General features: G+C 70.5%; 10 protein-coding genes. 6 read left to right on the forward strand and 4 right to left on the reverse strand.

Annotated elements, in window-relative coordinates; all coding sequences use genetic code 11:
* Both F0U44_RS00730 and F0U44_RS00735 read right to left on the reverse strand, forming a co-directional pair.
* Positions 1-2,052: a DEAD/DEAH box helicase gene (locus F0U44_RS00730; protein ID WP_306461699.1), complete on the reverse strand. Its 2,052-nt coding sequence runs from the start codon at positions 2,050-2,052 to the stop codon at positions 1-3.
* A gap of 228 nt (positions 2,053-2,280) precedes the next feature.
* Positions 2,281-2,919 carry a LysE family translocator gene (locus F0U44_RS00735; protein WP_149726367.1) on the reverse strand — a complete coding sequence of 213 codons (639 nt, stop codon included), beginning with the start codon at positions 2,917-2,919 and terminating at the stop codon, positions 2,281-2,283.
* A 106-nt stretch (positions 2,920-3,025) separates the two neighbouring features.
* Between F0U44_RS00735 and F0U44_RS00740 the strand changes: the two genes are divergently transcribed.
* Both F0U44_RS00740 and F0U44_RS00745 read left to right on the forward strand, forming a co-directional pair.
* Entirely contained in the window at positions 3,026-3,868 is an 843-nt protein-coding gene (locus F0U44_RS00740) for an SDR family oxidoreductase (protein ID WP_149726368.1), read from the forward strand.
* Between the two features lie 17 nt (positions 3,869-3,885).
* Positions 3,886-5,004, forward strand: coding sequence for a CDP-glycerol glycerophosphotransferase family protein (locus F0U44_RS00745; RefSeq protein ID WP_149726369.1), 1,119 nt, complete (start codon positions 3,886-3,888; stop codon positions 5,002-5,004).
* On the opposite strand, the gene F0U44_RS00750 is transcribed toward F0U44_RS00745, so the two are convergent.
* Positions 5,001-5,864 (reverse strand): TIGR03619 family F420-dependent LLM class oxidoreductase, encoded by an 864-nt coding sequence (locus F0U44_RS00750; protein WP_223163531.1) that lies wholly within the window; start codon positions 5,862-5,864, stop codon positions 5,001-5,003. The genes F0U44_RS00745 and F0U44_RS00750 overlap by 4 nt on opposite strands.
* Positions 5,865-5,898: 34 nt before the next feature.
* Here F0U44_RS00750 and F0U44_RS00755 point away from each other — a divergent pair, with 34 nt between their 5' ends.
* From F0U44_RS00755 to F0U44_RS00770, 4 genes are all read left to right on the forward strand, one after another.
* Positions 5,899-7,839, forward strand: a complete 1,941-nt coding sequence (locus tag F0U44_RS00755; RefSeq protein ID WP_149726370.1) for an oxidoreductase — start codon at positions 5,899-5,901, stop codon at positions 7,837-7,839.
* Positions 7,840-7,875: 36 nt separating this feature from the next.
* Complete coding sequence (locus F0U44_RS00760) at positions 7,876-9,258, forward strand: pre-peptidase C-terminal domain-containing protein (RefSeq protein ID WP_149726371.1); 1,383 nt, start codon at positions 7,876-7,878, stop codon at positions 9,256-9,258.
* Between the two features lie 112 nt (positions 9,259-9,370).
* On the forward strand, positions 9,371-11,125 hold the full coding sequence (locus tag F0U44_RS00765; RefSeq protein WP_188113249.1) for a cellulase family glycosylhydrolase: 1,755 nt from the start codon (positions 9,371-9,373) through the stop codon (positions 11,123-11,125).
* A 608-nt stretch (positions 11,126-11,733) separates the two neighbouring features.
* The gene (locus F0U44_RS00770) at positions 11,734-13,209 is read left to right on the forward strand and encodes an FAD-binding oxidoreductase (protein WP_149726373.1); all 1,476 of its coding nucleotides are present in this window, start codon (positions 11,734-11,736) and stop codon (positions 13,207-13,209) included.
* Here F0U44_RS00770 and F0U44_RS00775 read toward each other — a convergent pair.
* The gene (locus tag F0U44_RS00775; RefSeq protein ID WP_223163532.1) at positions 13,193-14,605 is read right to left on the reverse strand and encodes a pyridoxal phosphate-dependent decarboxylase family protein; all 1,413 of its coding nucleotides are present in this window, start codon (positions 14,603-14,605) and stop codon (positions 13,193-13,195) included. The two genes, F0U44_RS00770 and F0U44_RS00775, sit on opposite strands and share 17 nt — an antisense overlap.
* Positions 14,606-14,615 lie beyond the last annotated feature (10 nt).

Consider the following 14,615-nt stretch of genomic DNA (forward strand, 5'->3'; position numbering starts at 1 on the left):
TCAGAAGAGGGTGGTCGTCTCGCGCTTCTCGAGCGCCCCGCTCAGCAGGCCGACCAGCGCCTCGAGCTGCAGGTCGAAGCCACCGTCGCCCTCCTCGACCTCGGCATCGAGTGCGCGGGCGGCAAGGCCCGCCTTGCTCCCGATCAGCTCGGCAACGCGGGTGTCGATCGTCTGCGTCGCGATGACCCGCCACGCCGTGACCGGCTCGGTCTGACCGATCCGGTGGACCCGGTCGATGGCCTGGGTCTGCTCGGCATCGGTCCACGACAGCTCGGCGAGCACCAGGTTGGACGCCACCTGGAGGTTGATGCCGACGCCGGCGGCCGTGAGCGAGCAGACGATGATCTGCACCTCGGGGTCGTTGGTGAAGGAGTCGATCGCCTTCTCGCGCGCTGACTTGGTCTGGTCGCCGCGGATCGAGACCGACTTGATGCCGCGTGCCGCGAAGGTCTCCTCGGCGGTGTCCATCACGTCGATGTGCTTGGCGAAGAAGACGACCTTGCCGGCGTTGCGCGCGAGCTGCGCGGCGTAGTCGGCCGCGAGGCCGGACTTGGCCTGACCGATCCGGCGCAGCATGCCGAAGACGTTCTCGCCCGACTCGGTCGAGATGTCCTCGCGCTCCCAGGTCGCGACCTGGCGCACCAGGTCGTGGTCGATGCCCTCGATGATCGTCTGGTTGCGCCGGGTCTCCAGCGCGCGGTCGTAGCGCTCGACCAGGCGCCGGGCGAGGTCCTCCTCCGCCTTGCGGATGGAGCGACCGGCCTCACCTTCGAGCTCGACGGGTACGTCGGCGATGCGGCGGGCGGGGATGTCGGAGGCCACGTCGACCTTGCGCCGCCGCACGATGCCCATGTCGACGACGACCTGCCGCGCGGTCGGATAGAACGAGCGGTCCGCCGGGGTCAGGCCGGTGTCGTCGAGCTCAGCCATCAGCTCGGCCGTCGGCTTCTTGTCGTCGATCCAGCCGAGGAACTGCCAGATCGCGCGGAAGTCCTCGATGTCGTTGATCAGCGGGGTGCCGGTGAGCGCCATCAGCAGCGGGTGCGGGACCCGCTTGCGGATCCGCTCGGCGAGCTCGAGGACGTTCTGCGAGCGCTGCGAGGTCTTGTTCTTGATGTAGTGCGCCTCGTCGACGATCATCCCGCGGAAGCCGTGCTGGCCCAGCCAGCCGATGTGCCGGTCGAGGATCTCGTAGTTGACGACGAAGACGTCCGCGAAGCCGTCGACGTCCATCGCGTCACCGTGGAGCACGGTCGCGCGTCGGCTGGGCGTCCACAGCTCGACCTCGCGGGCCCAGTTGGTCTTGACGACGTTGGGCACCGCGACGAGGAGCGGGTAGGCCTCCGCCGTCTGGGCGGCGAGGAGCGCCTGCGCGGTCTTGCCGAGGCCGGGCTCGTCGGCGAGCAGGAAGGTGCGGTGACCCTCGGCCGCCGCCTCGACCAGCTGCGCCTGGTGCTTCATCAGCTCACGGCCCGGCGGCACCATGACCATGCCGGGCTCCTCGGGGAGCTCCATGCAGACCGGGGCGCCGGGGGTGGTGTCCTCGAAGGACCGGAAGAGCGGGCCGAGCAGCTCCCACGTCGCGAGGCGGCCCGTCGGCTTGCGTACGGCGTAGCCGGAGTCGAAGTCGGGAGCGAGGAACGGGTTGGCGAGCTGACGTGCGATCACCGACTGCGGGATGGCCCGCCGCTCGGCGAGCACCTGGTCGGGGTCGATGACGCCGAGGACCTCGGGCTCGGGGACGTCGTAGCCGGCCCGACGCTGCAGCTCGCGCTTGAGCTCCTCCGCGGAATCCGAGATCTCGGCATCCTCGCCGAGCAGGTCGAACAGCCGCGGGTCGCGGGCGGCGGTCTGCGCCAGGATCGTCGCGATGCCGTCGAGCCGCTTCAGCTCCTCGGAGCGCTTGGCGTCCGACAGCGTCTCGTCGGCCTTGACGCGGGTGCGCTCCTCGCGAGCCAGGAGGGCGACCACCTGGAACTTGGCGTGGACATCGGGCATGGCCGAGCGCCGCGCGACCGCGGCCTCCACCTCCCGCACCACACGGGCAAGCACAGGGATGATCCCCGTCTCGTCACGCCGGACGGTCTTCGTCTGGCCTCCCCGGCGCTGCTGCGCGGGTCGGCGCTGGCCTCCACGAGCCACTCATGTCCCTACGGTCAGTCGCCAGCCGGGACGGCCGGCGGTCACGGCGCGGACTGCAGTCACTCAGAGGACGGGCACGTCGCGCGACATGGACACGATAGCAACAACCTCGGCGGCGCGGGCCGCTAGTCGGGGGAGCTAGTCGGCGAGGACCATCGTCGTGCCGAGGCCGACCATCATCAGGCCCCCGGTCGCGCCCAACCGGTCGAGGCGCTGCGGACGGCTCGAGAACCAGTCGCGGGCCTTGCTCGCCGCCAGCGCCCAGATGCTGTCGGAGGTGATCGCCATGGCACCGAAGACGAGACCGAGGACGCCGAGCGCGATGCCCGGGTCACCGGCGTCGCTGGTGAACTGCGGCAGGAAGGCCACGAAGAAGACGATCGTCTTGGGGTTGGTCGCGCCGACGATCACCCCGGTGCGCACCGAGCTCCAGGCCGTCGACGGCCGCGGCGGTGCGTCGGCGGTCGCCTCGAGCGCGAGCCGGGCGTCACCGCGGTGGCGGATCGCCTGGACGCCGAGGTAGATGACGTAAGCGGCGCCAATCAGCTTGATCGTCGTGTAGGCCGACGCGGACGCGGCGACGACCGCTCCGAGTCCGACCGCGACCAGCGCCACCTGCACCATCAGCCCGATCCCGTTGCCGACGACCGACAGCAGCGCATCGCGCCGCCCGACGGTCAGGGCGCGACCGATGGTGAAGAGCAGACTCGGACCCGGCACCTGGATGAAGAGGATCGAGGCGACGAGGAAGGCGAGCCACTGGCTGGACGACGGCACCGGCTCATCATCCCAGCCGGGCCGATCCCGGGCCAATGGTTTCGAGGCTCGCAGCGCTCGCACCTCAACCAGCAGAATGGAACACGTTCTACTACGCTCGTCCCTCGTGAGCACCTACGCAGTGACCGGCGCCTCGTCCGGCATGGGCCGCGCTGTCGCGGAGAAGCTGACCGCCGCCGGTCACACCGTGATCGACGTCGACATCGTCGACGCCACGGTCACGGCCGACCTCTCGACACCGCTCGGTCGCCGCAGCGCGGCCACCAAGGTGCTCGAGCTGTGCGGCGGCACCCTGGACGGCGCGGTGATGGCGGCTGGAGTGGGGCCGGCCGCGGGCAACGTCCGACTGATCGCGGAGGTCAACTACTTCGGCGTGGTCGAGCTGCTCGAGGCGTGGCGTCCTGCGCTTGCCGCGGCCGACAAGGCCAAGGTCGTCGTCTTCTCCAGCAACTCCAGCTCGACCGTCCCGATGGTGCCGGGCCGGGCGGTGCGCGGGTTCTTGGAGGGCGACGTCGACAAGGTCGTCAAGGCACTGAAGATCGTCGGGAAGCAGGCGCCGACCTTCGCCTACGCGTCGAGCAAGATTGCGATCAGCCGGTGGGTGCGCCGCAACGCCGTCCTCCCCGACTGGGCCGGAGCCGGGATCCGGCTCAACGCGATCGCGCCGGGCGCCGTACTCACTCCGTTGCTGGAGAAGCAGCTCGCATCCCCGGACGAGGCGAAGGCGATCAAGCGCTTCCCCGTGCCGATCGGTGGGTTCGGCAATGCCGGCCAGCTGGCCGACTGGGTCGTCTTCATGCTGTCGGAGGCGGGCGACTTCCTCTGCGGCAGCGTGCTCTTCGTCGACGGCGGGTCCGACGCGTGGTTCCGGGCGGACGACTGGCCGCGCGGGGTGCCCGCGTGGAGGCTCCGCAGCTACATGAAGCGGATGCGGGAGTTCCGCCGCTGAGGTCTTAACCTGCCGATGTGCAGAAGCAGACCGACGTCGTCGCCTACTTCGGGGAGGACCCGACCCGGGTCTACCAGCTGACGCAGTGGCTGCCGGTGCTGGAGGTGCTCGACCGCGAGCACCCGGTGCGGGTCGTGGTGCGCAACGCCGAGGTGGCTCGGCTGCTGCACGACCGTACGACGATCCCGGTGCTGCTCGCCGCGGGCTTCGACGAGCTGGCCAAGACCTACGAGACCCTCGATGCCTCGGTCGTCCTCTACTGCAACAACTCCCGCACCAACGTCGACTCGCTGCTCAACCACCGCATGCTCCACGTGCACATCAACCACGGCGAGAGCGACAAGCAGAGCATGGTGAGCAACAACGCCAAGGCCTACGACCGGGTGTTCGTCGCCGGGGAGGCGGCGGTGCAGCGTCACCTGACGCACCTGATGGAGTTCGACGGCTCGACGCTCGTGCGCATCGGCCGTCCGCAGCTCGACCTGATCGGCCCCTCTCCCCTACCGCCGACCCCGCGGAGCACGGTGCTCTACGCACCCACCTGGGAGGGCGACGCCGACTACAACGACTACACATCGGTCGACGTGCTCGGTCCGGCCATCGTCGAGGCGGTCCTCGCGCTGCCGGCCGTGCGGCTGGTCTACAAGCCGCACCCGAAGGTGACGACCAGCCTCACCCCGGCGATCGCGACCAACCACGCCGCGATCCTGCAGCGCATCGTCGAGGCCGCGGCAGCCGACCCCGAAGCGGGCCACATCTCCGTCACCGAGGGCGACATCCTGCCGGTGATGACGGGGTGCGACGCCATGATCACCGACGTCTCCTCGGTCGGCCTCGACTGGCTCTACCTGAAGACCGACAAGCCGATCCTCATCACCGACCGCGCCATCGACCGAGTGGCGCTGCTGCGCGACGTGCCCGTGAGCCGCTGCGCCGACATCATCGACGTCACGACGATCGAGGCCCTCACCCGCGTCCTCGCCGCCCGGCTCGCCGACGACGAGCACCGTGCTGCTCGCGAGGAGACGCGGCGCCACTACTTCGACGACACCCAGGCGGGCGAGAGCACGACCCGCTTCACCGGCGCCATCGCCGACCTGGTGGCGCTGCGCCGGCGGCTCGTGCCGCCGAGCTAGAGCTTGTCGATGACGTCCTCGCGGAAGCGGGCGATGCCCTCGAGCTTGGCCTCGAGCGGGGCGTCCTGGCGGCAGTAGTACATCCACGGCATCGTCATGCAGAGCGTCACGCCGCCCTCGGAGGCGCGGGCGAAGTCGTCGGGCGTCAGCGCGTCGGTGAGCGCCGGCGCGACCTCGAAAGGTACGTCGCCCCGCCCCTGCTCCTCACGGAGCCGCCGGAGTCGCTGCGCGACCTCAACCGCCTCGTCGACCGTCGCCATGTCGCCGACCCAGCCGTCGTTGCGTGCCGCGCGCCGCAGCGCGATGTCGGACAGACCGCCGACCCAGACCGGGATCGGAGCCGGTGGGTGCGGCCGCATGACGAGTCGGTCGCAGGAGTAGAACTCGCCCTCGAACTCGGTCCAGCCCGGCTTCCACAGCTCGCGCATGAGCGCGAGCCCCTCGTCGGTGCGGCGACCGCGCGTCGTGAAGTCCTGCTCGAGCAGATCGAACTCCTCGCGGCACCAGCCCACGCCGATGCCGAGTGCAACCCGACCACCCGACAGCGCAGCGGCCGTGCCCACGGCCTTGGCGACGACGTAGGGGTTGCGCATCGCCGAGACGTAGATCGAGGTGAAGAACTGCAGCCGGGTCGTGACCTGCGCCAGCGCACCGACCGTCACCCAGGGGTCCGGCCAGTCGACGTCCGGCTCCCAGCGACGCTTGCCGTCGGGCGTGTAGGGATAGGGCGTCGCGACCTCCTCGAGGTCGATCACGTGGTCGGCCAGGCTGAAGGCCCGGAACCCGTGCTCCTCCGCCGCGCGCGCCAGCGGCACGAGCTGGTCGACGGGTTGGTAGGCGGCCACCATGGCGAAGTCCACGCGCTCAGCGTAGTCATGAAGTAGAACATGTTCTATGTCGCAGTCGTTTGGTCACCTCCTGGCTCCCGGGCGGATCGGATCGATGGAGATCCGCAACCGGATCGTCATGTCGCCCATGGAGACCATGTACGGCACCCCCGACGGATTGCCCTCCGCGCGGACCGTCGCCTATTTCGCCGCCCGCGCCGCAGGCGGGGTCGGGCTCATCACGGTCGGCGCGACGGGGATCGACCACCTGCACCCCGAGACACCCGGCGGCCTGCAGATCGGGTCCGACGCTGCGATCGCAGCGCACCGGACGCTGGTCGACGCCGTGCACGAGCACGGCGCGCGGATCCAGCCGCAGATCGTGCACGCCGGCCCCGACGGGCTGGGCCCGGAGATGCACGGCGTCACGTCGCTCGGCCCGTCCGTCATCCCGTCCTACCTGACCGGTCGGCCGTCCGCGGAGGCCACGAAGGAGCAGATCGCCGCGATCCTCGACCAGTTCCGGGCGGCGGCCGGCCGCGTGCGCGAGGCCGGGTACGACGGCATGGAGCTCCACGCCGCGCACGGCTACATGTTCCTCGGCTCCTTCCTCGCCCCCCAGCGCAACCGGCGGGGCGACCGCTACCGCGGCTCGTCGGTCGAGGGCCGCATCCGGGTCGTGCTCGAGGCACTCGAGGCGATCCGGAGCGAGGTGGGCGTGGACTTCCCGATCACCCTCCGGATCTCCGGCTACGAGCGCGTCGCCGGCGGGCGACCGGTCCACGACACCGCCTCGATCGCTCCCCTGCTCGTCGAGGCCGGCGTCGACGCCTTCCACGTCAGCGGCGGCGTGATCGACCGGCTCGTCACGGGCATGGTCAACGCCTCCGACCGCGGCGACGGTCTCAACGTCGGCGCGGCCGCAGCGGTCAAGGAAGCGGTCGACGTGCCGGTCATCGCGGTCGGTCGGCTGCACTCCCCCGAGCTGGCCGAGGCGGTACTCGCCGACGGGCGCGCCGACTTCGTGGCGCTCGGCCGGCCGCTGCTCGCCGACCCGGACCTGCCACGGAAGCTCACCGAGGGCGACAGCAGCCGCGTGCGGCAGTGCATCTCGTGCGAGAACTGCATAGACACGCTCGAGGAGAAGCTGGCGACCGAGTGCGCGGTCAACGCGCGCACCGGCTACGAGCGCGAGCTCGTGCTCGTCCCCGCCGCACTGCCCCGCCGGGTCATGGTGATCGGCGGCGGGCCAGCGGGGCTCGAGGCGGTGCGCCTGGCCGACCGCGCGGGTCACGACGTCGTCCTGCTCGAGCGCGCGGATCACCTGGGCGGCGCGCTGGTCGCGGCATCCGCCGTCCATCCTGAGAACCGGCCCTACCTCGACTGGCTGCTCGCCGAGGTCGAGCGGTCGGGTGTCGTCGTCCGGACCGGCACCGAAGCCGACGTCGACGCCGTGGTCGCCTTGGGTGCGACGACGGTCGTCGTGGCGACCGGTGGAGCGGTCGTCGTACCGGAGATCGCCGGGGCGGACCTGCCGCACGTCACGGTCGGCCTCGACCCGGAGCGGCTGCCCGACGGACGCAGGGTGGTCGTGGTCGGTGGCCGCCTGGCGGCGGTGGAGTACGCCGAGGTGCTGGCCGCCCGCGGACAGCTGGTCTCGATCCTGGAGACCGGACCGGAGATCGGCGCGGAGTTCGGGTCCAAGCGACGCACCGAGCACTTCGACCGACTCGACCGCCTCGGCGTCACGGTGCACGTGGGCTGCCTCGTGGAGGCGATCACGATCGACGGGGTGCGCTACACGCCCGCGCACGGGACCTCCCGCCAGCTGCCCGCCGACGCTGTGGTGCTGGCCGGAACGGTCGTGCCGGACACCTCGCTGGCCGACGCCATCGCCGAGCAACTTCCCGCAGTCGAGGTGCACACGATCGGCGACGCCGCTCTCGGGCTCGGACTGATCCGCGGAGCGACCGCCTCAGCGGCGCGCGTCTTGCAGTCGATGGGTTGATCCCCGAGGGGGCTGCCGATCGCTACGATCGGCGGCGTGGCGTTGTCGAACACCATGACCCTGCTGTTCACCGACCTCGTCGGTTCCACAGCCATGGGCGACCGCTTGGGCGATGACGACGCCGAGACCGTGCGACGACGCTTCTTCCAGATCATCGAGGAAGCCGTCGAGCCGACCGGCGGCCGGATCGTGAAGACGCTCGGCGACGGGCACATGGTGGCCTTCGCGAGCGCGCTCGACGCGATCGGTTGTGCGATCGCGATCCAGGGCGGCGTCGACACCTACAACTCCGAGCACGGCGCCGAGACGATCGGCGTGCGGGTCGGCATCAACGCCGGTGACGTGACGGTCGAGGGCGACGACTACTTCGGCACGCCCGTCACGATCGCCAAGCGCCTCTGCGACTCCGCGGAGGGCGGCCAGATCCTGGTCTCGGGCCTCGTCGAGTCGCTGGTCGGCTCGCGGGGCGGCTTCGCCTTCCACAGCCTCGGCACCCTCGAGCTGCGGGGACTGTCACGACCGCAGTCCGCCAGCGAGGTCGTCTGGCGCGGCAGTGCCAGTCAGCCCGACGGTGCCGCTCCCGCTCCCCCGGCCCGGCCGACTGCTCCAGCGGGCGGCAAACCGCCGAAGCGCTCCCGCCGAGGCGCCGTCATCGCCGCCGTCGTCGGAGTCGTCGCGCTCGCGGCGATCGCCACCGCTGTCGTGAAGGCCAACGACGACAACGACGCCAAGGACGACGCGCGGACGCCGTCCGATGTCCAGAGCCCCACGCTCGGCAGCTCCACCGTCTCCGGAAAGAAGCTCGTCGACCTCATCAGCGAGCTGCCGACGATGGACTCGACCAGGGACTTCGACTTCGAGGTCGAGGCCGGCGACGTCGTACGCATCGACGCGACCCGACGCCAGGCCGACGTCGACCTGGTCGCCGAGCTCCGCGCGCCCGACGGGACGCTCATCGCCTTCGACGACGACAGCGGGCCGGGCAACGAGCCCCAGATCTCAGCCAAGCTCCCCGAGGCCGGCTCCTACTCGGTCGTGGTCCGGATGTTCGCTCCGGAGACCAACGGCGGCTTCAACCTGACGGTCACCAAGCTCGCCCCCACCGCCGATGTGGGCACCAACCTGTCCTTCGGCGAGTTCACCGGCGACGGCGGGGTGTTCGAGACCCCCGTCGACCTCACCGAGGGCCAGTCGATCTCCGTGGTGACCTTCTCCGAGCCGGTCAACATCGCAGACCTGTTCCTCGAGCTGATCGGCCCCGACGGGCAGGTCGTCGCGAGCGACGACGACTCGGGCGAATACTCCAACCCGCTCATCAAGGACTACGAGGTCCCCTCGAGCGGCACCTACACGATCCGGATCCACCCGGTCGAAGATGCCGACGCGGGGGCGTTCTGGGTGCGGGTCGACCAGGCCTGACCCCCGCGGTGTGAGCCGTCGGACAGTTCCTACCCGCGGGGCTGCGCGGCGGGGTACTTTCGATCCCGGCGCTCGGGGCCGCTTCTGGTTCACGAGAGCATGGGGTGCAGTGATGAGCGGACAGCTCGCGAAGAAGTCGTTGGTCCGGATCACGGCGATCGCACTGGCGGTCGCGACACTGACGGCAGCCGGCCCCGGCCACGACGCCGCCGCCGATCCGGCACCGGGCTCCTCTGTCGTCAACGGGCTGCACGTGTCGGGCGCCTACCTCCTCGATGGCAACAGCCTGGCCGTCCAGCTCCGTGGCGCCGACCTGATGAGCAGCGAGTACGCCTGCAGCGGCGGCTGGGGCTTCGTCGCTGGGCTCGACGACGCGGCGAGCCGCGAGAACGTCCTCGACGCCATGGAGACGTGGGGCATCAACTCCGTCCGCGTGCCCCTCAACTCCGACTGCTGGTTCGGCACGAAGCCCCAGCTCGCCGGCAACCCGTGGGTCGGGGCGCCGTACCGGACCGAGATGACGACCTGGATCAACCAGATCACTTCGCGCGGCATGGTCGCGATCGCCGACCTGCACTGGGCCGCCCCCGACGGGCACCTCGCCACTGGACAGTCCTCGATGGCCGACGCCGACACGTCCGTCCAGTTCTGGAGCGAGCTCGCCCTGGAGTTCGGCGGCGACAGCAACGTCGTCTTCGACCTCTTCAACGAGCCCTACCTCAACCGCGAGTTCGAGGAGGGCGCGAGCGCACCCGGTAGCGACATCACCGACATCGACTCGGCGTGGGACTGCTGGGCCAACGGCTGCACCGCCACCTGGTACGACGCGTCGCAGAGCCCGACCAACCAGACCTACGAGGTCGCCGGCATGCAGGACCTGATCGACGCCGTACGTAACGAGGGAGCGACCAACGTGCTCCTCATCTCGGGCCTGCAGTACTCGCAGTACTTCGACCGACTGTCGGGGTCCACGCTCCCGGTGACGGATTGGATGGACAACATCGCGATCTCGTTCCACGCCTACCCGGGCAACACCTGCGGCCTCGACGACAACCCGTGCCGCAGCGACCTCGTCAACGTGTCGACCTTCCACCCGTTGATCGTCGGCGAGTACGGACGCTCCGACTGCAAGACCACCGGCATCGACAACTTCCTCGACTGGGCCGACGTCTATGGCATCAGCTATTTGGGCTGGCAGTGGCTGCCGCTCGACGGAGTGCCGTGCAACAACGGCGGCAAGTACACGCTGACCGACGACGCGCAGACCGGGGCACCGAGCAAGACCGGCCTCGCCGTCAAGAACCACTACCTCGAGCGCAGCTGGCAAGACACCACCACCCAGATCACGACCGCCTTCCTGCCGACCGGGCTGGCCGGCACGAAGTACCGCACCGACCTCACGGCGGCCGGCGGCACGCCGAAGTACAAGTGGTCGTTCGCAGGCGGAACGCTGCCGCCCGGCCTCAAGCTGCAGTCCAAGGGCCGGCTCTCAGGGACGCTCGCCAACCCCGGCTCGTGGGTCTTCTACCTCCAGGTGACCGACAACTCGACCCCCGTGAAGTTCACCGACACCCAGGTCTTCGTCTTCGACGTGGATCCGATGTTCATCACGACGACCAGCCTCTTCGAGGGCTACGTGGGCCAGAAGTACACGACGAAGCTCACGGCCCAAGGCGGCAAGTCCGCCCGGAAGTGGACGGTTCTCACGGGCGCGCTGCCTGCCGGCCTCAAGCTGAGCTCCTCCGGCACGCTGAGCGGCCGGCCCACGACGATCGGCGTCCACCACTTCACTGTGCGTCTGACCGACGGGACCAAGCCGACCGCCAACACCGCCACCCAGGACCTCGAGATCACGATCAATCCGTAGCGAGTCAACGTCGCCGACGTGCCAGGGCTCAGCAGCTGACCTCACCCGTGACCGACCAGCCCAAGGGGCGGCGGTCGACGGTGAAGAGGACCGCGCCCTGTTCACCGGAGGTCACGGCGATCACCTCCGCGTGATCGGTCGACTTTGCGAGCTCGACGAGCTCGGTGCCCTCAGCGACCCGCGTGCGAACGGCCGACCTGGGCGAGGCGTAGCCGACCGACGTCGCATCCGCCCTGGAGTCGCTCTGCGAGCGTCCGCCAGCGCACAGGGACGGCTCGCCGACGCCAGGGAAGCGAACCCGACGGGAGGTGCCGCGACGTCACTGCGGTCGATCAGCAGAGCACCGGCAGGCAGGCCCAAGGCCACGAGCGCCAGCGCGCCTGCGATCGCACGGCGCCGCCGTCGCCGAAGGGCACGTGCACGGATCCTGATCGAGGCAAGCGTGAACGGCGCCTCGTACAACGAACGCACCCTGCGTTCGAAGTCGTCGTTCATCGCGTCGTCTGCTTCATCGATTGCCTCAGCAGGAGGACGCAGTTCGTCGCGAAGGAGTTGCAACACCGAGCGGCGAGACCGTCCGCTACCCACCCGACGGGCAGAATCCGAGGGTGACGTTCTGGAGCCGACGGGCGGTGCTCGCCGCGGGATCGGCGGCAGCCCTGACTGCGTGCTCGAAGACCGACAGCAGTCGCCCTCCGTCATCGGCCTCGCCCTCTCCCTCGACACCGGCGGCAACGACCACGTCGCCCACGGGCACTCCCTGGCACCAGCTCGCGCGCAGTCTCGACGGCGACCTGGTCCGCCCCGACTCCCCGCAGTACGGCGGTCTGCGGCTCACCCCCAACCCGCGCTATGACACCGCGCGCCCCCTCGCACTGGCCGAGGTCGCTTCAGCGGAGGACGTGGCGACGGTGCTCAGGTTCGCCAACGACAACGGTCTACCCATCGCCCTCCGATCGGGCGGGCACAGCTATCCCGGATGGTCCGCCGGCGACGGCCGGCTGGTCCTCGACTGCCGTCGGCTCGACGGCCTCACCTGGTCGGGCACCAGCGCGACCATGGGACCAGGGCGCCACCTCGCCGACGTCTACAGCGGAGTCGCGGCAAGAGCGCGCGCGATCCCCGGCGGCTCGTGCCCGACCGTCGGCCTGGGCGGGCTCACCCTGGGTGGCGGGGTCGGCGTACTGACCCGCGCCTTCGGCCTGACCTGCGACCACCTCACCGCCGCCCAGGTGGTCACCGCCGACGGCGGGATCCTCACCGCATCGGCCGACGAGCATCCCGATCTCTACTGGGCGCTCCGCGGCGGCGGTGGCGGGCACAGCGGGGTGACCACGTCGCTGACCTTTGACACGGTCGAGGCGCCGACGATCGTCTCGACCTACCTGACCTGGCCGGCGACCGCAGCGGCCACGGTCATCCCCGCCTGGCTCGACTGGATCGGTGCGGCGGACGCGCGGGCCTGGTCGACCATCAAGCTCCTCGCCGGCGCGGCTCATCCGGACGGTCCGTCGCTCGGCGCGACCATCACCTGGGTCGGACCGGCGAGCGGCTTCGACGCGATGCTCGCGCCGATCTTGGCCACCGGGCCGTCCGGACGCTACGACCACACCCGGGGCTACCTCGAGGCGATGGAGGCCTATGCCGGCACCGGCGCGCGCGAGGCCTTCGCGGCGACCTCGCACGTCGCCTACGAACCACCGGACGCCAGCGCTCTCACCGATCTGGTCGACGCCATCAGGGCAACGCCGGGCGCCCTCCAGGAGGCAGGCGTCTCGATCGATGCCCTCGGCGGACGTGTCGCCGACCTGGCACCGGCCGACACGGCGTTCGTCCATCGCGGGGCGCTGGCCACCGTGCAGTACACCGCGACCTACACCTCAGGGAGCCCGAACCAGGCGGCGTCGTACGTCGGCGACCTGCGCAGCCGGATGACGCCCACCTGGGGCGACCACGCCTATGTCAACTACGCCGACGCCACTCTCCCCGACCCGGGCTCGGCCTACTTCGGCGACAACTGGTCGCGGCTCCAGCAGGTGCGCGCCACCTACGACCCCGACGGTTTCTTCACCCAGCCGCAATAGCGGCGAGCACCGCGGCGTGCAGGTCGGGCACAGCGGCCTCGTGCTCGGGCTTCATGAGCACGCTCCGCAGGATCCGCCCAGTGTCCACGTCGGCGTCGACCTGATGGCCGCGAGCCGCGAGCGACGACCCGCTGACCGCGTAGGTCGCGAGGTGCAGCGACTCCGCGGGCGGAAGCGCCATCCCGCGCGCCAGCACGGCCGCGCTCACCGCATCAACCTCCGACAGGCGTGCGCGAGCCGGCAGGTAGGTGACGATGTCGAGCGCCGGAGTTTGGTAGAGGTCGAGCTCGGAGGACTCCGAGATCAGCCGTGCCCACTCCACGGCCGCCCGCCGCCCGGGCCGCAGTACGGCGCCCAACCCGTCAGCGGTCAGCGGGAGCAGCCGCGTGGTCAGCCACAGCGCCGCCGCCGCGGCACCCGCACGGGAGCACTCCAGCGAGATCTCGCCGAGGTGCAGCTCGTCGGAGGTGAAGTAGGTGTAGGGCGAGTCGTGCAGATAGTGCCGGGCCACGCCCGGGTCCCGGAAGAGGACGGCGCCGCAGCCGTAGGGCTGCAGACCGTGCTTGTGGGGATCGATGACGACGGAGTCGCAGTCGGCGATCGCGGCGAAGGGTGCCGCAGCCACGCCGTCGGCGGTGTCGTCGGCGATGAGCCGGAAGAACCCGCCGTAGGCGGCATCGACGTGCACGCGTACGCCGTGGTGGCGGGCCAGCGGAAGGATCTCGTGGACGGGGTCGACGGCGCCGAGCCCGGTCGTGCCGGTGGTCGCGACGACAGTGCCGACGCGACCCGACGCGAGCAGCGGCTCGAGCGCCTCGACCGAGATCGCGCCGTCGGCGCCGGTCGGGCAGGCGACCGACTCGATGCCAAGCACGTGCGCCATCCGGGCATGGGTGTAGTGGGCGTCGGCGCTGTGGGCGATCGCCTTGCCGGGGTGGGTCTCTCGCGCGACGAAGAGCGCCTCGAGGTTGGCGATCGTGCCGCTCGACGTGAGGTGGCCAAGGTGCCCGGGAGCAGCGGGAAAGCCGAACATCGCGGCCAGCTGCGCCACGACCTCCTTCTCCATCGCGGCCGTCGCCGGACCACCGTCGAGCGCGTGGTTGTTGGGATTGATCAGCATCGCGGTGACGTAGCCGATGACGGCCGCGGGGTGCGGCGGCTTGAGCATCTGGCCCGCGTAGCGCGGGTGGTGGAAGGGGTAGTTGTCCCGCAGCCGCGAGCGGAGCTCGGTGGTCGCGGCCTCCAACGCGCCGAGGTCGATGTCCTGGGCGGCATGGGTGGCGTGGTCGCCGTACTCCCGCATCCACGCGGCTATCTCGTCGACCGCGATCCGGAGCTGGTCCCCCAGCACCTCCGCACCGGCCGGCATCGGTCGCAGGACAGGGTGGTCGGCCATGCCCGGCACC

Source organism: Nocardioides humilatus (assembly GCF_008373755.1).
Taxonomy (GTDB): Bacteria; Actinomycetota; Actinomycetes; order Propionibacteriales; family Nocardioidaceae; genus Nocardioides; species Nocardioides humilatus.

Excerpts from the sequence above, each read along its gene's own strand:
- F0U44_RS00755 (WP_149726370.1), top strand. The coding sequence starts at position 5,899 with ATGTCGCAGTCGTTTGGTCACCTCCTGGCTCCCGGGCGGATCGGATCG.
- F0U44_RS00765 (WP_188113249.1), top strand. The coding sequence starts at position 9,371 with ATGAGCGGACAGCTCGCGAAGAAGTCGTTGGTCCGGATCACGGCGATC.
- F0U44_RS00775 (WP_223163532.1), bottom strand. The coding sequence starts at position 14,605 with ATGGCCGACCACCCTGTCCTGCGACCGATGCCGGCCGGTGCGGAGGTG.